At 42.3% G+C, this 19574-nt stretch carries 17 protein-coding genes; 13 read left to right on the top strand and 4 right to left on the bottom strand.

Features of this window, described 5'->3' with window-relative positions; translation table 11 throughout:
* Nucleotides 1–28: 28 nt before the first annotated feature.
* Nucleotides 29–1024 carry an alpha/beta fold hydrolase gene (locus tag QE422_RS15690; RefSeq protein ID WP_307460401.1) on the top strand — a complete coding sequence of 332 codons (996 nt, stop codon included), beginning with the start codon at nt 29–31 and terminating at the stop codon, nt 1022–1024.
* A 166-nt stretch (nt 1025–1190) separates the two neighbouring features.
* On the opposite strand, the gene rplS is transcribed toward QE422_RS15690, so the two are convergent.
* Together rplS and QE422_RS15680 are read right to left on the bottom strand one after the other, a co-directional pair.
* On the bottom strand, nt 1191–1547 hold the full coding sequence (gene rplS / locus QE422_RS15685; protein WP_034709455.1) for a 50S ribosomal protein L19: 357 nt from the start codon (nt 1545–1547) through the stop codon (nt 1191–1193).
* 337 nt (nt 1548–1884) lie between these two features.
* Nucleotides 1885–2265, bottom strand: coding sequence for a hypothetical protein (locus QE422_RS15680; protein WP_307460385.1), 381 nt, complete (start codon nt 2263–2265; stop codon nt 1885–1887).
* Nucleotides 2266–2776: 511 nt separating this feature from the next.
* Here QE422_RS15680 and QE422_RS15675 point away from each other — a divergent pair.
* Complete coding sequence (locus QE422_RS15675) at nt 2777–3478, top strand: CoA transferase subunit A (RefSeq protein ID WP_307460382.1); 702 nt, start codon at nt 2777–2779, stop codon at nt 3476–3478.
* 432 nt (nt 3479–3910) lie between these two features.
* Here the strand turns inward: QE422_RS15675 and QE422_RS15670 are convergent, their stop codons facing one another.
* Nucleotides 3911–5707, bottom strand: coding sequence for an ABC transporter ATP-binding protein (locus QE422_RS15670; protein ID WP_307460378.1), 1797 nt, complete (start codon nt 5705–5707; stop codon nt 3911–3913).
* 121 nt (nt 5708–5828) lie between these two features.
* Here QE422_RS15670 and QE422_RS15665 point away from each other — a divergent pair, with 121 nt between their 5' ends.
* From QE422_RS15665 to QE422_RS15645, 5 genes are all read left to right on the top strand, one after another.
* Nucleotides 5829–6482 carry a CoA transferase subunit B gene (locus tag QE422_RS15665; RefSeq protein ID WP_307460375.1) on the top strand — a complete coding sequence of 218 codons (654 nt, stop codon included), beginning with the start codon at nt 5829–5831 and terminating at the stop codon, nt 6480–6482.
* A 294-nt stretch (nt 6483–6776) separates the two neighbouring features.
* Nucleotides 6777–7496 (top strand): hypothetical protein, encoded by a 720-nt coding sequence (locus QE422_RS15660; RefSeq protein ID WP_307460372.1) that lies wholly within the window; start codon nt 6777–6779, stop codon nt 7494–7496.
* 202 nt (nt 7497–7698) lie between these two features.
* Nucleotides 7699–8232 carry a hypothetical protein gene (locus tag QE422_RS15655; RefSeq protein WP_307460370.1) on the top strand — a complete coding sequence of 178 codons (534 nt, stop codon included), beginning with the start codon at nt 7699–7701 and terminating at the stop codon, nt 8230–8232.
* A gap of 2 nt (nt 8233–8234) precedes the next feature.
* Entirely contained in the window at nt 8235–8900 is a 666-nt protein-coding gene (locus tag QE422_RS15650) for a response regulator transcription factor (RefSeq protein WP_307460369.1), read from the top strand.
* 20 nt (nt 8901–8920) lie between these two features.
* On the top strand, nt 8921–10222 hold the full coding sequence (locus QE422_RS15645) for a HAMP domain-containing sensor histidine kinase (RefSeq protein ID WP_307460366.1): 1302 nt from the start codon (nt 8921–8923) through the stop codon (nt 10220–10222).
* A gap of 73 nt (nt 10223–10295) precedes the next feature.
* On the opposite strand, the gene QE422_RS15640 is transcribed toward QE422_RS15645, so the two are convergent.
* Nucleotides 10296–11096, bottom strand: coding sequence for a DUF4197 domain-containing protein (locus QE422_RS15640; protein ID WP_373463439.1), 801 nt, complete (start codon nt 11094–11096; stop codon nt 10296–10298).
* 104 nt (nt 11097–11200) lie between these two features.
* Here QE422_RS15640 and QE422_RS15635 point away from each other — a divergent pair, with 104 nt between their 5' ends.
* The 6 genes from QE422_RS15635 (at nt 11201) to QE422_RS15610 (ending at nt 19567) form a co-directional block, all read left to right on the top strand.
* Entirely contained in the window at nt 11201–13459 is a 2259-nt protein-coding gene (locus QE422_RS15635) for a beta-N-acetylhexosaminidase (protein WP_307460362.1), read from the top strand.
* Between the two features lie 97 nt (nt 13460–13556).
* Entirely contained in the window at nt 13557–14552 is a 996-nt protein-coding gene (locus tag QE422_RS15630) for an isoaspartyl peptidase/L-asparaginase family protein (RefSeq protein ID WP_307460359.1), read from the top strand.
* 36 nt (nt 14553–14588) lie between these two features.
* On the top strand, nt 14589–15251 hold the full coding sequence (locus QE422_RS15625) for a copper homeostasis protein CutC (protein WP_307460357.1): 663 nt from the start codon (nt 14589–14591) through the stop codon (nt 15249–15251).
* A 249-nt stretch (nt 15252–15500) separates the two neighbouring features.
* Complete coding sequence (locus QE422_RS15620; RefSeq protein ID WP_307460354.1) at nt 15501–17984, top strand: glycoside hydrolase family 2 protein; 2484 nt, start codon at nt 15501–15503, stop codon at nt 17982–17984.
* A 13-nt stretch (nt 17985–17997) separates the two neighbouring features.
* Nucleotides 17998–18534 carry a hypothetical protein gene (locus QE422_RS15615; RefSeq protein ID WP_307460352.1) on the top strand — a complete coding sequence of 179 codons (537 nt, stop codon included), beginning with the start codon at nt 17998–18000 and terminating at the stop codon, nt 18532–18534.
* A gap of 124 nt (nt 18535–18658) precedes the next feature.
* Complete coding sequence (locus QE422_RS15610) at nt 18659–19567, top strand: AEC family transporter (protein ID WP_307460349.1); 909 nt, start codon at nt 18659–18661, stop codon at nt 19565–19567.
* The last annotated feature ends 7 nt before the right edge of the window (nt 19568–19574 follow it).

The raw sequence follows: 19574 nt of genomic DNA, 5'->3' as shown, positions 1-19574 counted from the left end.
TTTTTAATTTTAACTGATAAAATAAATTATGAAATATTGTAAGAATACCTTTGTCGCTATCATGTTATCGATAAGTTTTAATCCTGTGTTTGCACAGATAAAGCCTTTAGATGCAGAGCTAACGAACTATCCATATCCGTTTGAAGTACACTTTCTGAAATTTACCTCTCAAAAAAATGACCTGAAAATGGCCTACATGGATGTAAAGCCGAAGGTCGCTAACGGTAAAACGATTATGTTGCTTCACGGCAAGAATTTTAACGGGGCCTATTGGGAAAGAACGGCCAGAGACCTTTCTGAAAAAGGTTTTAGGGTTATAATTCCCGACCAGATCGGATTCGGAAAATCTTCAAAGCCTCAAAGCTATCAGTTCTCATTCTCCCAGCTGGCGGCTAATACGAAAGCGATCCTGGACGATCTGAAAATTGATAAAACCATTGTTTTGGGACATTCCATGGGAGGAATGGTAGCAACGAGATTTGTCTTACTGTATCCTGAAAAAGTAGAAAAATTGATTTTGGAAAATCCGATTGGATTGGAAGATTATAAAGCCTTTGCATCATACCAGACGATTGACCAGGCTTATCAGTCGGAACTGAAAAATACGGCAGAATCATATAAAAACTATCAGATGAAATTTTATTATGATAACAAATGGAAAGCGGAATATCAGCCGTGGCTGGATCTCATCGCAGGTTGGACCCTTCATCCGGATTATCCTAAAGTCTCCTGGGATGCAGCATTAACGTCAGATATGATCTACAATCAGCCGGTATGTTATGAATTTAAAAATATTAAAGTGCCGACCTTATTAATTATCGGGACAAGAGACAGAACAGCCATTGGAAAGGACCGTGCGCCTAAAGAACTACAGCCAAGAATGGGACAATACCAGGAATTGGGAAAGAAAACCCAACAGCAGATTCCAGGTTCCAAGTTGGTAGAAATTGAAAATGTCGGCCACCTTCCGCATATTGAAGTATATGATCAATTCTGGAAAGCTTTGTATGATTTTATAAAATAGATTCACGCTCACATTTAGCTAAAAAGAAAAAATTCACCATTCACTTATGAAGTAAAATTCACCATTCACTTATGAAGTAAAATTCACCATTCACCATATACATTTACCAAATGAAAAGAGACCGCTTAAAAATAAACGGTCTCTTTTCGTATAATTGTTGTCTGAATTATTTCTTCTTGTAAGCAGCGTCCTTAATTCTCGCTTTTTTACCTCTAAGGTCTCTGAAGTAGTAGATTCTTGATCTTCTAACTCTACCTCTTCTGTCAACTTCAATTTTTTGAAGAGCTGGCATGTTGATCGGGAATACTCTTTCTACACCTACATCACCAGACATTTTTCTGATGGTGAAAGTTTTTGTAGAACCTGTACCTCTTAATTGGATAACGGTTCCTTTGAAGAACTGCGTTCTTGTTTTTTGTCCTTCTTTAATTTCGTAATACACAGTGATGGTATCACCCGCTTTGAATTCAGGGAATTCTTTTTTTGTAATGTACTTGTCTTGTACGTACTTTAATAAATCCATTATTAAATAAATAAAATGTTAATGCTAAGCAACTTACACGGACTTCGTCAGAGGTTGAATAACAGGTTGCAAATGTACAAAACATTTTTTTAATTTCCCAAACAAATTATCACGAAATCTTCAAAAACCAAACAATTGTAAATCAAATTAATGGCTGAATTTTAATAGAAATAAAATAAAACGCAATTTCTAAATAATTAATTGTAAAGACTTGAAATCTAGTGGAGTACAGTGAGTGAAATATCTTCCAATAAAGAGAGGTAATCATAAAATGAAATAACAGAACCCAAACAAAAAGCGGGAAACTTTAATATCTCCCGCTTTATATCTTTATAAATTATTCTTCGTCTGTCGATTTCAGCGCCCATGCAATCAGGGGAGCCTGCATAAACAGCCTGCCGAGCCTTGCATTATCGGTATTCAGTCCGAAGGAATCCCTGCGGTTTTTATATTGGGCAATATTTCCCGGGAAGACGGCGGCAAAAAATCCGGCCACCACGCGTCCCATTGTTTTACGATATTTTTTCGGAGTGGCAATCATCGCTGTTCCTAAAGCAATCTCTGCATAGCCGGAATAAACAACCGTATCATCTTTATCCATCGGCACCCATTCCGGAACCTGTGCCTGGAAGGCCTTTCTTGCAAAAGTAAGGTGCCCGATACCCGCGGTGATCAGAAATGCGCCTAACGCAATTCTTGAAATGTCTTTCGTTTCCATATAATGTAATTTAATTGGTGTAGCATACCACAACCAAAATTCAGACCACGTTTTTTATGGAATCATCACAGCATGGAACGACAATACCGTTGGGTCGGCTGAAAATTCTTTTTATCAGGAGCTTAATCCGGCTCTCCGCTCATACTCCTCGCGCCAACCTTCTCCAACGTACGTCGACGCCAAACCCCTAAAACGCGCCAACCCTCCAACCCCGCTGTGGGGTAACCGCTGCGATCCGGGCTAGGGCATACGGCTTCATTTTTACATAAGACCTTCCAACAAAACGATCACTTCAATATTCCGAAAGCCTAAAAAAGGTTTCATGCATCTGATTTTGTTTTCATGTAGACCAAAAAACTTCCAGCCTCCAGCATCCCTCTTCCAACCTTTAATCAAATTATTTTTCAGCTATAGATTCCACAAAATTGCCCTTCTCCAATGAAATGATTTCCCATTCGTCCGTATATGAGAAAAAGTATTAAATTTAGCCAATAGAAAAATCGGATAGTTCATGATAGACAAAAGAGTAAAAAATGCAAAGGAAGCCATTGAAGGGATTAAAGACGGGATGACATTAATGCTGGGCGGTTTCGGCCTTTGCGGAATTCCTGAAAATTCAATTAATGCTTTGGTAGAAAGTGATGTAAAAGATCTTACCTGCATTTCAAACAACGCCGGAGTGGATGATTTCGGACTGGGGCTGCTGCTTCATAAAAGACAAATCAAGAAAATGATTTCATCTTATGTAGGAGAAAATGCCGAGTTTGAAAGACAGATGCTTTCCGGTGAACTGGAAGTGGAACTGACGCCTCAGGGAACACTGGCGGAAAAATGCAGGGCGGCACAGGCGGGAATTCCTGCTTTTTACACACCGGCAGGTTTCGGGACTGAAGTGGCGGAAGGAAAGGAAGTAAAAGATTTCAAAGGAAAACCGCACATCCTGGAATTTGCTTATGAAGCCGATTTCGCTATTGTAAAAGCCTGGAAAGGCGACCATGCCGGAAACCTTGTTTTCAAAGGATCCGCAAGAAACTTCAACCATCCGATGGCCGGAGCCGGAAAGATCACCATTGTCGAAGTAGAGGAGTTGGTAGAGCCGGGCGAACTGGACCCGAATCAGATTCATATTCCGGGCATTATGATCCAGCGGATTTTCCAGGGTGAAAAATTTGAAAAAAGAATCGAACAGAGAACAGTAAGAAAAAGAGATTAAAATATAAAACCGTGAGCCTTCACGGTTTTTGTTTTTTAGAACATAAATGTAAGCAATATGGTAATGTGTTGTGAAAAACGCAAAGCCGAAAAGTCTCGGGAAAAGGGAATTAGTAAAGATACGAGGAATTCAACTCAGCCGAATTTTCGTACCGTTTAAAACTTCTGCTCAAATAAAGATCTACAAAGATTAACAGGTGGACAATTTTTATCAAAGATAAAATCGTTGCGCCTTTTACTGCCAGATCGTAAAAATCTTATTGCGTCTTTGCGTATTTCCAACCTTGTAGAGCAGCAGGTGGTTTGAAAATAGATATGAATTTTTAGAAATAAAAATGCTTCAGAATGCAAAAAATTACATTCACCCTCCACTTTATTGTTTTCAATCATGTAAACATCCCGCATCCATCACCCATCACCCATCTTCCATCACCTAAACTCCCATCGTCTTCCTTTCCCCAATCTGCTGCCTCCACATCGCATAATACAGCCCTTTCTCTTCGATGAGGCCGAGGTGCGAACCGGTTTCCACAATCTGCCCGCGTTCCAGCACATAAATCCGGTCGGCATGCATGATGGTGCTTAAACGGTGGGCAATAAGCACCGTAATTTGTTCTTTTTCTTTCGAAATCTCTTTAATGGTTGTCGTAATTTCTTCTTCGGTAATGCTGTCCAGCGCAGAAGTGGCTTCATCAAAGATCAGCAGGTGCGGTTTCCTTAATAAAGCACGGGCAATGGCAATCCGTTGTTTTTCCCCGCCGCTCAGCTTCAGTCCGCCTTCTCCAATTACCGTTTCAATACCGTTTTCGGCACGCTCCAGAAGAGTCGTACAACTGGATTTCTTTAAAGCCATCTTTAAATCTTCTTCGGTAGCCGACGGATTCACAAACAAAAGGTTTTCTTTGATGGTTCCGGCAAAAAGCTGGGTATCCTGTGTTACAAATCCGATCTGGTTTCTCAGTTCATCAAAATCGAACTCTTTACCATCCACCTGGTTGTAAAAAATAGCGCCTTCCTGTGGCCGGTACAAACCTACAAGCAGCTTTACCAGTGTACTTTTTCCGGAACCGCTCGGTCCCACAAAAGCAATGGTTTCTCCGTTCTTCACATCAAATGAGATCGAATTGAGTGCTTTATACTGAGCCGTCTGATGCTGAAATGAAACCTTCCGGAATTCCAGTTCTTCGATGGCACCGATTTTTTTTGGAGTCAAAGGTTTGGGCTCCACTTCTTTTTTCATCACGCGGTCGAAATTATTCAGCGAAGCCTGCGCTTCACGGTAGGAAATAATGATATTCCCGATCTCCTGCATCGGCCCGAAAATAAAGAACCCGTAAAACATTAGCGACAGATATTGGCCGGGAGTAACCACGTTTTTAAAAATCAGCAGCAAAAGGGTAAAGGTGATCATCTGCTGTAAAAAGTTCACCAAAGTACCCTGAACAAAACTCAAAGACCGGATGCTTTTTACTTTTCTCAGCTCCAGACTCAGGATTTTATAGGTATTGTTGTTCAGCCGCTCCACTTCCTGGTTCGTAAGCCCTAAACTTTTGACAATCTCAATATTCCTGAGGCTTTCCGTGGTGCTTCCTGCCAGATCGGTTGTTTCCTTTACAATGCTTTTCTGGATGGTTTTAATCCTCCTGCTTAACAGATTGGTAACAACGGCAATAAAAATAATGCCCACGACATACACCGGCATAATCGACCAGTGCAGGCGGATCGCATACACCGAAACGAAAATAATGCTCACCAAAATCCCGAAAAAGATATTGATGAAATTATTGATGAATTTCACGGTATCTTCACGGACCTTCGTTAAAATCGAAAGTGTTTCTCCGCTCCGCTGGTCCTCAAACTCCTGATAGGGCAGCCGCATGGAGTGTCTTAATCCGTCGGTGAAAATTTTAGCGCCGAACTTCTGGATAATTACATTCACTACATAATCCTGGAAGGCTTTAGCAATACGGCTTATCATCGCAGTGCCCACCAAGAGGCCCAAAAAATAAAATACTCCGTGGTAAATATCATTTCCATACAGGTATTCATTCAGGTTTCTGGGAATGGTTTTTTCCTTATCAAAAAAATTGGGATGGGTAACCAGTTTATCCAGGATGTTTCCCGTAATAGCAGGAGCAAACAGCGAAAAAACCTGGTTTACAGCGGCTAAGAAAAGGGATATGATGATCAGGAAACGATAAGGTTTCAGGTAATGTAAGAGAACTTTCATGAGCTTATTAAAAGGTTTACAAATTTACAACAAATTGAGCACTAAAATTTACCATAGGATAAGAAAGAAAATATTTCGTAATTCTGAAAAAATGGCTAATTTGGCGGGATAAGATTAAGCTATGCTGACTAAAGAACAAATTGCACAGAGAATTTCCAGAGAAGTAAAAGACGGATATTATGTAAACCTGGGAATCGGAATCCCTACATTGGTGGCGAACTACGTACCGGACAACCTCTCCGTGGAATTCCAGAGTGAAAACGGGGTTTTGGGAATGGGGCCGTTTCCTTTTGAAGGGGAAGAAGATGCGGACATCATCAACGCCGGAAAGCAGACGATCACAATTCTCGACGGAGGTTCCTTCTTCGATTCCGCCTTTAGTTTTGGGATGATCCGTGCCCAGAAGGTGGATCTGACGATTCTCGGAGCGATGGAAGTGGCGGAAAACGGAGATATTGCCAACTGGAAGATCCCGGGCAAAATGGTAAAAGGAATGGGTGGTGCGATGGATCTTGTTGCTTCTGCCGAAAATATTATCGTCGCCATGATGCACGTTAACAAAGCAGGAGAAAGCAAAATCCTTAAAAAATGTACACTCCCTCTAACCGGTGTAAACTGTGTAAAAAGGGTAGTCACCGAATTAGCCGTATTGGATGTTACGCCGGCAGGTTTCAAACTTGTTGAAAGAGCACCGGGCGTTTCTGTAGAACACATCGTAAAATCTACGGAAGCCGACCTAATTATCGACGGTGAAGTTCCTGAAATGCAGTTTTAGAGGGCTTCTGGCTATTGGCTTTCAGCTTTTGTAACTACGAACAATAACTATATAATTAAAGGCTGTTTCTCTTGAGACAGCCTTTGTTCTGTCCACCCAGTTCATAACGAAATTCTGGAATAAGCGTAGGTCAAGAACAGCTTGGGCAAATACTGAAGAAATTAAAAAAACCTTGAATAAATTGATTTCTCAGAAAATTTTTAAAATATTTTCTTGAACATTAAAAAAAATTAATTTCATCCTCATATCATCTTAATAAAGTCATGATACATTTGTTTCAGAAAATCAATCAAAATGTATAATTTAAAATTTAATAAGATGAACAACAATGTTTTAGACCAAGGAAAAAAAATAGCGGCCGCTGTATTTTTAATGACTGCTGTAGTGGTAAACGCTCAGACTCCGGTTCCCCCGAAAGATCCTCGTCCGGGAATGGAAAAACCGGGACCCCAAGCACTCAAAGAAATCACCACGATCTCCGGCACCGTTTCCAAACTGAAAACCAATGATGATTTTGTGTATGACGGATTTTATCTCAACAGCAACGGAGGATCAGTTCTCGTAAAATTTCCGCCGCATCTGGGAAGTCAGATTACGGCACTTGCCAAGCAGGGAAGCCAGATCAGCATCAAAGGTTTTGAGGACGTGGCGCCCAATGGCGAAAAGTCGTTTCATATAAACAGCATTACAGCCAATGGAAAAACAGTTGAAGATACACCACCGGCTGCTCCTCAGGCGCCGCCTCAGGAAGTTTCTGTAAGCGAAAGCGGAACCATTACAGACCTGCAGAAAAATAAGGAGGGCGACGCCGTAGTTGGTATCTTTGTTGATAATACCCTACTCAAAATGCCGCCTCACATCTATCAGCAGTTGGGACAGTCATTGGTAAAAGGGACGAAAATCTCTTTCACAGGCTTCAAAAAGCCGGACAATTCCGGTGAAGTGGCAGAGAGAAAATTCGACATCGTACGCGCTAAAACCATCAGCGTAAACGGTAAAGAATATTCACTTTAACAGGTAATTGAAACACCAGTAAAACTTGGGCAGATTTTTGTAATTTGCTCAGGTTTTTGATTATAACACAATGGTTTTTAAACATACAACATATTATCTATCGAAAATAACTTTTATTTTTTCAGCCGTTTTCTGCCTTTCCGGTTGTGGGAAGAAACCGCCATTACCACCGCCCGTTCCGCCTTCGGAAATTGAAAAACCCATGCTGTTGAATGGCAGAGTGGCAGGCTATGAAACCAATCCTGAAAGCAATATCGATAAGATCATCCTGAATCAGGGAAAACAGAAATCTGAAATTCATTTTCCGCCTCATCTGGCCAAACCTATTCTGGAAATTGCAAAAATTAATGCTTATGTTCACCTCAAAACCTCCTGGAGAAAACGTGGCAATGAGCTGATCTCCATTTCTTCAGAAGATGGGAAAAAGATTTTCGATACACAGGGTATTCTGCCTCCAAAACCCAATCCCGGAAGAGAAATACGGATTACAGGAGAAATTTCCGGATGGGTCAGAAACAGTAAAAATGACACAGCCGGATTTGTAATCGGCAACAAGACAGTCATGCTGAATCCTGAAGAAAGCCGGACATTAGCACCATTATTGATGAAGACTAAGCAGGTAGAAGTCACCGCTTTGGAACGTGATAAAAAGGACGGTACGATCAATACCTTCCGGTTTCCGCCGGTGAAGATGAAGGACATTAAAATTGACAGTATTGTCTATAAAATACACTGATTATGAAGGTACTAATTGCTGAAGACGAAAAGAAACTGGCTGGCTTTATACAGCAGGGACTTTCGCAGGCAGGCCATCAGACAGAAGTCTGTAATGATGGGGCGGAAGCACTGGAAATGGCGATCAAAAATGATTTTGACCTGATTCTTCTGGATCTGATGCTGCCGGGAATTAATGGTTTTGACTTTCTTAAGAATCTGAAGACTTTCGGTGCGGAAACACCGGTAATCATTATCAGTGCGATTGCAGATTCCAAACAGGTGGTGCAGGGGCTGGATCTCGGGGCCGTGGATTACATCAGAAAACCTTTTGAATGGGAAGAACTGCTCGCCAGAATCCGTACTGTAAGCCGTTTTTCAGGCTCCAATGGCCAGCAGAAAATCAATATTGAGGATCTTGAGATCGATATTCCTTCCCGGAAAGTGAAGAGGGGAAATACCGAAATAGAACTGACGTCCAAAGAGTTTGTACTGCTGGAATATCTTGTAAGAAATGCCAATCTTGTCCTCACAAAAAACCAGATTCTGGAAAATGCCTGGAATATCAGCTTCGATCCTGAAAGCAATATCGTTGAAGTCTACATGCACCAGCTCAGGAAAAAAATTGACAAAGGATTTGAAAAACAGCTTATCAAAACAGTGATAGGAGCGGGCTATATTATATGCTGAAAGGTGAAAAACAATAACGTATGAAAAGCCAGCCGACCTCTTTTTTTTATCAGGGCTTGCGGTTTCGTTTCGGGCTGCTGTTCAATTCGCTGCTTTTTCTCTGCGTCAGCTTCATCGTCTATTCACTGTATAAAAATGCCAAGACAGAACTCGACCGGAGTTTCTCACTACAGCTATCGTCTGCGGCCAATACTGTTCTTCAGAAAACCGACATCGATCCGATCTCTGTTCCGTTACCCAAAAGTGGAGAATTTTACAGGATTATGTACGACAATAACGTGAAGCAAACCCAGCTGATCAGTAATCTTCCGAAAGATGTCAATAATAAAGAAAAATGGCGGATGATTTCCGTAAAAAAATATCCCGAAAACGGCGGCCGTATTTCGGTGGATTTTGCACTGTCGGCAGAGAGCTACCATTCCGGGATTCAGAAATTGCGGAGATTGCTGTACATCTATCTTCCGGTTGCATTTTTAGTCTCTTTTCTGGGTGGTTATCTGCTTTCCGGTTTTTTTCTCAGACCGCTCCGCCGGATCATCCATAATGCCAACAAGGTAGATTTGGAACACATCACCCTGCTTTCTCAACCGCAGACCAGAGACGAATTTTACCATCTTACTGATGCACTGAACCGGATGCTGATGCGGATTGATGAGCAGGTAAAACAGCAGACAACTTTCTTTACGATGGCTTCCCACGAATTGCGGACGCCCCTCAGCAATATGCTTACCGAGTTACAGGTTTTCAACGGAGGATCGCCTGATACAGATACCCGAAAACTGTTGGATAACCAGGAGCAGGAAGTAAAACGCATGCAGGCATTGGTAGATAATTTCCTGTGGATGAGCCAGATCGAATCCGGAAACCTGCGGACCAACAAATCTGAAATAGAGCTGGCCGAAATGGTTCTGGAACTTTCGGAAGGCTTTATGAAACAGGTGACTCTTAACCAACAGCGGTTCAGAATTGAATTTTCACCGGTAGACGGCGATTTTACAGTAACTGCCGACAGAAACCAGGTGGAAGTTATCATTAAAAATCTGCTGTCGAATGCCGTGAAATATACCAAACCCGATACGGTAATTGACATCAAAATTTTCCAGCATGAGAAAAAAGGCCTTGTGATTTCCAATGCCATCAGCCAGACCATCGAAAATCCCGAAAAGCTGAAAGGCCAGTTCCTGCGTGATACCTTCCATAAAGACGGCTTCGGCCTAGGACTTTGGATCTCGGCTATTTTAAGTGAAAAAAACAACGCCCGACTTTCGCTTGATTCTTTTGAAAGAAGATTCTCAGTGAGTTTGGAATTTGATAAAACGTAAAAATTTAAACGGATATAAATCTGTATACACAACTTTTTAACTAATCTAAAATTTCACCATTCAGGACATAAAATCAACGTCCGTCCTGTGCTCCGAAAACCTTTTTCAGGATGCTGGTCGTTCTCATCGCAGGCGTATTCCGGATACCGCTTTCTTTTTCCGCAACCATTTTGAAGACCCCATTGATGGTTTCGGTCGTTACATAGGCATTCAGGTCGGTGGTTACCGATTGTCCGGTGAAAGTATTGTACTTCGAAATCAGGTTAGACCACACTTTATCGGCGCCTACTTTCCCTAAAGAAGCTTTTACTTTCGGCTGAAAGGCTGCGAAAAGCTGGCTCTGGGTTTTCCCTTGAAGGTAATTGGTTGCCGCATTATCGCTTCCCAAAAGAATGTTTTTGGCATCGGTAATCGTCATTGAAGTAATGGCATTGGTAAAAATCGGGGCGGCTTCCGTTACGGCATCTTCCGCAGCACGGTTAAGCAGCTTAACGCCCTGGTCGGCTAAACTTCCCAGCCCGACGGAACGCAGGGTCGCATCAATTTTTCTCAGCTTTTCAGGCATCAGGATTTTTACAGCTTCGTTTCGAAAGAATCCATCGGTCACGCCCAGTTTTTTTACGCCTTCATTCACACCCAGGCTTAACGCTTCTTTCAGCCCGGATGAAATCTGTAAGGAGCTGAGGCTTCCCAGATTCACCGAAGCATTGGCAGATCCCGAAGCAGCAGGATAGGGGTTAGTCGTGGTCGTTTTAGGCTGGTTCAGGTCAATGCCTGTTTTGTCTTTCACCGCCGTTTTAATGGCGTCGAAGATCTGTGCCTGTGAAGAAACTGAAAGTAAAAGGGTGCCGGCAAGTAAAAATGTTTTTCTCATCATCTTAATTTTCTATAAAATTAGATATTTTGATTTATAATAGGTTAAATGGATCCGTAAATTTTCAGAAAATAAGTATATTCGCCTAATTTTAAACCCATCAGATGCAGCGTTTATTACTCGTATTTTCGGTCTTGCTTTCGAGCCTGTTTTTCACCCAGAACCGATTGAATTTGATTCCTTATCCTCAGAAAGTGGAACTGCTGAAAGGCGAATTTACCATCCCTGAAAATTTTAAGCTTGATCCCGGTCTTCCGCAGCAGGAAACCGGATATTTTAAAAAGCAGACTGAAGACCTGCTGAAATTCGGGAAGGGCAGCAAAGATACTGCTCATCTGGTCCATGTTCTTTTTTCCGGTCAGTCCGGAGAAGATCGTAAGAAGAAAGAAAAATACGCCATCGAAATTTCTCCCCGGCAGATTGTCATTGCATCGAATACGAAACAAGGGTATTTTCTGGCGTTGCAGACCTTAATCCAGTTGTTCAGACAGTATAAGGATTCAGGGAAAATTCCGGCAATGAAAATTGAAGATGAACCGAAGTTTGCCTGGCGGGGAATGCACCTGGATGTCTGCCGGCATTTTTTCACCGTTGACGAAGTGAAACAGTACATCGATTATCTGGCCATGTATAAGCTGAATACCTTTCACTGGCATTTAACCGATGACCAGGGATGGAGAATTGAAATCAAAAAATATCCGAAACTTACCCAGGTCGGCTCAAAACGCAAAGAATCCATGATCGGAGCTTATGTCGACAATACATTTGACGGAAAACCGTACGGACCTTATTTTTATACTCAGGAGCAGATCAGGGACGTTGTAAAATATGCGCAGGAAAGACACATTACCGTAGTTCCCGAAATTGAAATGCCGGGTCATGCTTTGGCAGCCTTATCCGCTTATCCGGAACTCGCCTGCACAAAAGGGCCTTTTGAGCCGGCGACCAAATGGGGCGTTTTCGATGATGTATTCTGTCCGAAGGAAGAGACTTTTACCTTTCTGGAAAATGTTCTGAATGAGGTGATGCAGCTTTTCCCTTCGCAGTACATCCACATCGGAGGCGACGAATGCCCGAAAACGAGATGGAAAGAATGTGCCCATTGCCAGGAACTGATCAAAAAAAATAATCTGAAGGATGAACATGGCTTGCAAAGCTATTTTATCCAGAGGATCGAAAAATACGTCAACTCAAAAGGCCGGAAAATTATCGGCTGGGATGAAATCCTGGAAGGCGGACTGGCTCCGAATGCAGCCGTAATGAGCTGGACCGGCATTAAAGGCGGTGTGGAAGCGGCCAGGACCGGGCATTTTGCCGTTATGACTCCCGGGGCTTATTGCTATTTCGACCATTATCAGGGCGATCCGGCTACCGAACCCAATGCTTTCGGAGGATTTACCCCGCTGGATAAAGTCTATTCTTATCAACCGGTTCCTGAAGAGCTGAATGCAGCGCAGTCAAAATACATTTTAGGTGTTCAGGCCAACCTCTGGACCGAATATATCTTGGATTTCAGACAGGTACAGTACATGATTTTTCCAAGATTGCTGGCTCTTTCCGAAGTGGCCTGGGGAACTTCAGATCCTAAAAATTACAAAGAATTTGAAGGCCGCGTAATCAATGAGTTCAAAACATTGGATAAAATGGGCGTAAACTACGCAAAAAGCATTTACAATATCAATGGAAAGGTGATACCAGCCAACACTGGGGTTGCTTATGAACTTTCAACTTCACAAAACCCGTCAGGAATCCGCTATACAACAGACGGGACAGCGCCTCAGGCAAATTCACAGACTTACACCAACCCGGTTCCCGTTCAGAAATCTCAGACTATAAAATCGGCCTACTTTGAAAGCGGACAGCTGAAAAGCGCGGTTTCCTCACAGGATTTTACCGTTTCAAAAACCACGGGCAAAAAAATTACGCTGGAGCAGCAGCCGAGCGAAAATTATTCTTTCGGAGGTGCTTTTACGCTGGTGGACGGAATTATCGGGAACCAGAGGCAATTGGGCAAAACCTGGCTGGGCTTCCAGGGAAAAGATGTAGTGGCTACGATTGATTTCGGGCAGAAAACGCCGTTTTCAGAAGTTTATTTCAACACATTAGACAACAAAGGCAGCTGGATCCACCTGGCAAAATCAGCCCGGGTATTCGTCTCTGATAACGGAACCGATTTCAAGATGATCAAAGAAATTGGGAAAGAAGAAATCCTTTCCGCCAAAGGGAAAATCAGCATGCCGGTCGGAAATCAAAATGCAAAATACTTAAAAATTAAAATAGAGAATGCAGGAATCATTCCTGCCGGAAATCCCGGTGCCGATTCCAAAGCCTGGCTATTCGTAGACGAAATCGGAGCGAACTGATAAATTCAAAGTTCAATGTTCAAAATGATTATCTCACCAAAAACCTTAAACCTCGAACTTAAAACTTTAAACCTTAAACCCAAAACTTTAAACCCTCATGTCTTCACGCAGAAAATTTATAAAAAATACCGCTATCGCATCATCCGCTTTGTTATTGAATCCTTTGGATCTGATCGCTAAAGATGTGCCTGTAAGTAACAGCAGAACCATAAACAAACCGATTGTGCTTTCTACCTGGGATTTCGGTCTTCGGGCCAATGAGGAAGCCTGGAAAATCTTAGGCAAAGGAGGAAGAGCATTGGATTCCGTCGAAAAAGGAGTCCGCCTTGTGGAAGATGACCCTACGGAAAGAAGCGTAGGCTACGGTGGGCGGCCAGACAGAGACGGAAGGGTAACATTGGATGCCTGTATTATGGACGAAAACTACAACATCGGCTCGGTTGCCTGCCTGGAAAATATCAAAAATCCGATTTCCGTGGCCCGGGCGGTGATGGAAAAGACCCCACACGTCATGCTCGTCGGCAACGGGGCTTTACAGTTTGCCGTTTCTCAGGGATTTAAGAAAGAAAATCTTTTAACTCCCGAATCTGAAAAAGAATGGAAAGAATGGCTGAAGGACAGTAAATATAGGCCTATCGTTAACATCGAAAACCATGATACCATCGGGATGATCGCCCTGGATGCGCAGGGAAATCTTTCCGGAGCCTGTACCACGAGCGGAATGGCTTTTAAGATGCACGGCAGGGTAGGTGATTCCCCGATTATCGGAGCTGGTCTGTTTGTCGATAATGAAGTGGGTGCCGCTACGGCAACCGGCCACGGCGAAGAAGTCATCAGGATGGTGGGAACCCATTTGGTAGTAGAGCTGATGCGGCAGGGTAAAACGCCGGAACAGGCCTGCAGAGAAGCGGTGGAACGGATTGTACAGATTACCAAAAGAAGAAATAAAAACCTGAAGGACATCCAGGTAGGCTTTATTGCCCTTAACAAAAAAGGGGAATACGGCTCCTACTGCATCCAGGACGGATTCAGCTTCGCCGTGCACGACCAGAAAGGAAACCGTCTGGAAAAACCCGGCTTCGCTTTGAAATAAACTTTGAATTTTGAACCTTAAATTGTAAACCATTCCATGTCAAAAATAGAAATAGCCTGCTTCAACCCTGAATCCGCAATTACCGCCTTTGAAAACGGAGCCGACCGCATCGAGTTGTGCGACGGACTGAGCGAAGGCGGAACGACGCCGGATTTTGAAACGGTAAAACAGCTGCATGAAAGAATCACGATTCCAATGTTTGTAATGATCCGTCCGCGCGGTGGAGATTTTACGTATTCGAACGAAGAATTTGAAAAGATGAAATCGGATTTAATTCAATTAAAATCTTTAAATGTCGACGGCTTTGTTTTCGGAATTTTAGATGAGAACGATGAGGTAAATGTTGAGCAGAATAGAGAGTTGGTAAAACTGGCAGAACCTTATCCGTGTACCTTTCACCGCGCATTTGACAGAGCGAAGGACCTCGAAACTTCATTGGAAAAAGTAATCGACTGTGGATTCAAAACCATTCTCACGTCCGGCCAGGAAGCCAACGTCTCGGAAGGAAAAGAAAACCTGAAAAAGCTGGTGGAATTATCAGCCAGCAGAATCGAAATCCTCGTGGGCGGCGGCCTTCGCTCAAGCAATATAGAAGAAATCAGGCAATATACAAAAGCCCAATATTTCCATTCATCTGCTATTACAGACGGCGGTGCTTATGCCAGTGCAGAAGAGGTAATGGCTTTAAAAAGTAAATAAACTTTTATGGATTAATGATTCTCTGATTTTATTTTTTCAAAAGAATAAATGCCTTAACCATCGACAGAAGTTGAACATAATATTAATGAAAATCTTTGATTTTCTTCTTATGTGCTCTAAAATGTGCGTAAAAATTTATCTTTACATCTCATGTTTCTCATGTGTCTAAAAAAGCTTTTGTGACTTTTGTGGTTTAAGAAGCCACACACGTTTCTGTAACTGATAATAGTGCCATTCAAACAATTTATAATGAAGAAAACTTTACTTTTTTCCTTTCTCTTTATCCAGCTGCTGATCCATGGGCAGGTTTCAGAACGTTCTTTATCCGCTGAAAAATGGCAGTTTAAGAATACCAAAGAAAACACCTGGTTGGCAGCCAAAGTCCCAGGGACGGTTCATCTGGATCTGATGAACAATAACGTCATTCCTGATCCTTACAAAGACGAAAACGAAAAGAAAGTGCAGTGGGTGGAAAACGAGGACTGGGAATATCAGACGAAGTTCAATCTGTCTAATGCAGAACTTCAGCATCAGAATATAGATTTAATATTCCTGGGGCTGGATACTTTTTCGGAGGTATATCTGAATGGTAAATTGCTGAAAAATACGGATAATATGTTCAGGACATGGACAATCCCGGCAAAAGATTACATGAAAAGCGGTGAGAACATCTTACAGGTCAGATTTAAATCGGCCGTAACGGCTGGAAAAGAATTAGCCCAGAAAATTCCTTTCGCAATGCCGGAATCACCGAGAAGCTTTGTAAGAAAAGCACAATACCAGTTCGGATGGGACTGGGGACCAAGATTGGTGACCGCAGGAATCTGGAAAGACGTGAAACTTAACTTCTGGGACCAGGCAAAAGTTGAAAATATAAAAGTAGAACAGAAATCCATAACCGGAAAACAGGCGGATCTGCAGGTGAACGCTGAAATTTTTGCTGAAAAACCAGGGAAATACAGCCTTCTGATTAACGGGAAAAACCAGGAAGTTACCCTGAAACCGGGAAGCAATGCTGTTTCCGTTCCGTATCAGATCCCGAATCCTAAACTCTGGCAGCCGAACGGGTGGGGGAATCCAAATCTATACGATCTTAAAATTACCTTACAGAAAGAATCACAGCTCATCGCTGAAAAAACGGAACGGATCGGATTGAGAACGGTTGAGTTGATTCAGGAAAAAGATGCGAAAGGAAAATCATTCTATTTTAAAGTCAACGGGCAGCCGATGTATGCTAAAGGAACCAACTGGATTCCCGGCGACAGCTTTTCACCTCGGATGACTAAAGAGAAATATCAAAAACTGATAAAAGACTGTAAAGAGGCGAATATGAATATGATCCGCGTCTGGGGCGGCGGGATTTACGAAGACGATGAATTCTACAGAGCCTGCGACGAAAACGGGATTCTGGTATGGCAGGATTTCATGTTTGCAGGAAGTTTCTATCCGGCGGATGATGCTTTTCAGAAAAATATAGAATCGGAAGTCAAAGATCAGATTGAAAGATTGCAGAACCATGCATCTCTGGCTTTATGGTGCGGAAACAATGAAATCGATGAAGCCATCGTCAATTGGGGTTACCAGAAGCAGTTCAAATATTCTAAAAACGATTCTTTGCAGGTCTGGAAAGATTATAAAACTATTTTTCATCAGGTGATTCCGGACGCCATCAGGAAATATGCAACGGCCGATAAACAGATCTATTGGCCGAGTTCCCCGTCGATCGGCTGGGGACATAAAGAAAGCCTGACCGAAGGCGATTCCCATTACTGGGGCGTTTGGTGGGGAGAACAGCCGTTCGAAATCTATAACGAAAAAGTACCGCGTTTTGCTTCGGAATACGGCTTCCAGGGAATGCCGACGCTGGAAACAACAAAATCAATGTTCTCAGTAAAACCGGAGCTCAGTTTACAGAACGGAATTATCAAAGCCCATGAAAAGCATTCGAGAGGTTGGGAAATTATAGACAATTACATGAAACGCGATTATGTTGTGCTCAAAGACTTTGTGAAATACAACTATATTTCCCAGCTGCTTCAGGCAAGAGGAATGCAGATTGCCATTGAAGCACACCGCCGTGCCAGACCGTACAATATGGGAACGCTGTATTGGCAGCTGAACGATTGCTGGCCGGTCGTTTCATGGTCATCCATCGATTATCTTGGAAACTGGAAAGCCTTACATTATCAAGTGAAAAGAAGTTTTGAAAATCAGGCGATTTTAGTAGAAGAAAAAGATGGAATGCTGAATTTTTACGGAATTAATGACGGGTTGGGTAAAAGTAAAGAGGTAAGCTTAGAGCTTGAAGTGAATAATTTTAAAGGTGAAAATATTCGCACGATAGTTCCAAATCAGAAAAAGAATTTGGAAGAAGTTGTGAAGTTCGATCCGATGTCTATCGCCGAACTGGTGGGTAATGCTGATAAAAATGAACTGTTTTTACACGTAATTTTAAGAGGCAAAGATGAAAAGGTAATTGCCGAAAGCAACCATTTCTTTGCAAAACCAAAAGATTTAAAATTAACAAAACCCAATATCAGAATCAAAAAAATTTCACCTACTGAAATCGAAATCTCCACAGATGTCCTGGCAAAAGACGTTTACCTGCTCGGAGATACTCATTTTAGCGATAGCTTCTTTGATCTTCTTCCCGGTGCCTCTAAAAAGATTACCCTTTCAAAGCATTTGGAAAAACTAGAGGTAATGAGTCTTTGGGATACGATGAATGAATAATATGGATTCGTATATGAAAATAATAAAGAAGATTTCCGATTTCCTGTTTGCCTTATTCTTCCTTGTTTTCATATTAGGAATGATTGTCGCTAGGAGCAACTCCAAAATAAACGTTGAATTACCGATCAATGCCTTGACTGGATTTGTTGTTGATACGAAGGAGAATGTTTACATCGCAGACAGTTTCTTTGCAATCATTCAGAAATATGACAAAACAGGAAACTTTATAGAATCTTTCAGGGTAAATGATACATCGGGAAAACCTTTTCACCTGGGCATCGATACCCGCGATAACATCATCGTAACAAGGCATACAGATAGGAAGGTTACGGTATATCCTTTTTCCGAACGAAAAGAAAGTTTTAGTTTCTACGCTGACGGGACAGGGAAAATAAAGAACGTCAATACATTTTTTATTACCCGCAACCACGAAAAATATGGAAATCTGGGAGCCCGCTTTCCGTCGATCTGGAAATTGTCAGGCACAAAAGAGAAAATTGTGCAGCAAAGTTTTTTTCTTCGGCTGCTTAGTTTTTTCCGTCTATGTTAGTGGTTATTTTAATAGCGGTTATTCTGAAACTCATGGTATTTATCGCTGAAGAACGGAGGAAACTTTGATCCAAAACTTAAAAAAATAAAATTTCAGCCGTACCTTTGCTGTAGATTTCTGAAGTATGGTCAATTTTGTTCTCATTGCAGTATGCATTATCGCGGGAATGGTGTTCAAGGCAACAAAATCCATCCACCCCGATGCACATAAGGGTATCAATACCTGGATCCTGTATCTTGCGCTTCCGGCCGTTTCATTCAAATATCTGCCAAAGGTGCAATGGACAACTGAAATGCTTTTTCCGATAGCAGCCACCTTTCTGATCTCAGTATTCTGCTTTTTCTTTATGATGTTGTACAGCAGGCGCAAAGGTTACTCCAGGCGGTCGAGAAGCACGATGGAACTCGTAAGCGGCTACAGCAATACTTCTTTCATCGGTTTTCCGCTCGTTGCCGCATTTTATGGCGAAAGCCTTTTAAGCATAGCCATTATTTGTGATCAAACGATGTTTCTGGCACTTTCCACCCTCGGCATCATTGCCGCGGTAAAAGGAGGCAGCAGGTCCGGAAAAGTGAGCGCTGCGTTTATTCTGAAAAGGCTGGTTACCTTCCCGCCGCTCATCGGTTGTATTACGGCCCTCGTTCTTTCAAGATTCATCGATTTTTCATCTGCGGAACCTTTTTTCGATAAGCTGGCTGCTACAGTCAGTCCATTAGCTTTATTTTCGGTAGGCCTTCAGCTGAAATTCAACGGCTGGAAAAAACTCATTCCCCAGATGTCCGTTTCCATGCTTTATAAACTGATTCTGGCCCCGGCACTGGTGTTAGGGCTTGCGTTATTGGCCGGCATCAAAGGCGACGTGGCAAAAATTACCGTCTTTGAAGCGGCGATGCCCACCGTTGTAACTTCAAGCATTATCGCCGAGCAGTTCCGCCTCAACACCAAACTCACCAATTTAACGATCGGTTTCAGCATCATCGTCGGACTCTTTACCTCGGCGATCTGGTATCAATTAACGGAATTTTTCTTTTAACCTTACT

Origin of the sequence: Chryseobacterium sp. SORGH_AS_0447 (assembly GCF_030818695.1) — a bacterium.
Classification (GTDB): domain Bacteria; phylum Bacteroidota; class Bacteroidia; order Flavobacteriales; family Weeksellaceae; genus Chryseobacterium.
Note: the sequence above shows the minus strand (reverse complement) of the source record. Positions and strands in the feature narration are given on the sequence as shown.

What these genes read in the sequence shown, in the direction of transcription:
- QE422_RS15690 (WP_307460401.1), top strand. Translation starts at nt 29, where the DNA reads ATGAAATATTGTAAGAATACCTTTGTCGCTATCATGTTATCGATAAGT.
- rplS (WP_034709455.1), bottom strand. Translation starts at nt 1,547, where the DNA reads ATGGATTTATTAAAGTACGTACAAGACAAGTACATTACAAAAAAAGAA.
- QE422_RS15680 (WP_307460385.1), bottom strand. Translation starts at nt 2,265, where the DNA reads ATGGAAACGAAAGACATTTCAAGAATTGCGTTAGGCGCATTTCTGATC.
- QE422_RS15675 (WP_307460382.1), top strand. Translation starts at nt 2,777, where the DNA reads ATGATAGACAAAAGAGTAAAAAATGCAAAGGAAGCCATTGAAGGGATT.
- QE422_RS15670 (WP_307460378.1), bottom strand. Translation starts at nt 5,707, where the DNA reads ATGAAAGTTCTCTTACATTACCTGAAACCTTATCGTTTCCTGATCATC.
- QE422_RS15665 (WP_307460375.1), top strand. Translation starts at nt 5,829, where the DNA reads ATGCTGACTAAAGAACAAATTGCACAGAGAATTTCCAGAGAAGTAAAA.
- QE422_RS15660 (WP_307460372.1), top strand. Translation starts at nt 6,777, where the DNA reads ATGTATAATTTAAAATTTAATAAGATGAACAACAATGTTTTAGACCAA.
- QE422_RS15655 (WP_307460370.1), top strand. Translation starts at nt 7,699, where the DNA reads ATGCTGTTGAATGGCAGAGTGGCAGGCTATGAAACCAATCCTGAAAGC.
- QE422_RS15650 (WP_307460369.1), top strand. Translation starts at nt 8,235, where the DNA reads ATGAAGGTACTAATTGCTGAAGACGAAAAGAAACTGGCTGGCTTTATA.
- QE422_RS15645 (WP_307460366.1), top strand. Translation starts at nt 8,921, where the DNA reads ATGAAAAGCCAGCCGACCTCTTTTTTTTATCAGGGCTTGCGGTTTCGT.
- QE422_RS15640 (WP_373463439.1), bottom strand. Translation starts at nt 11,096, where the DNA reads ATGAGAAAAACATTTTTACTTGCCGGCACCCTTTTACTTTCAGTTTCT.
- QE422_RS15635 (WP_307460362.1), top strand. Translation starts at nt 11,201, where the DNA reads ATGCAGCGTTTATTACTCGTATTTTCGGTCTTGCTTTCGAGCCTGTTT.
- QE422_RS15630 (WP_307460359.1), top strand. Translation starts at nt 13,557, where the DNA reads ATGTCTTCACGCAGAAAATTTATAAAAAATACCGCTATCGCATCATCC.
- QE422_RS15625 (WP_307460357.1), top strand. Translation starts at nt 14,589, where the DNA reads ATGTCAAAAATAGAAATAGCCTGCTTCAACCCTGAATCCGCAATTACC.
- QE422_RS15620 (WP_307460354.1), top strand. Translation starts at nt 15,501, where the DNA reads ATGAAGAAAACTTTACTTTTTTCCTTTCTCTTTATCCAGCTGCTGATC.
- QE422_RS15615 (WP_307460352.1), top strand. Translation starts at nt 17,998, where the DNA reads ATGAAAATAATAAAGAAGATTTCCGATTTCCTGTTTGCCTTATTCTTC.
- QE422_RS15610 (WP_307460349.1), top strand. Translation starts at nt 18,659, where the DNA reads ATGGTCAATTTTGTTCTCATTGCAGTATGCATTATCGCGGGAATGGTG.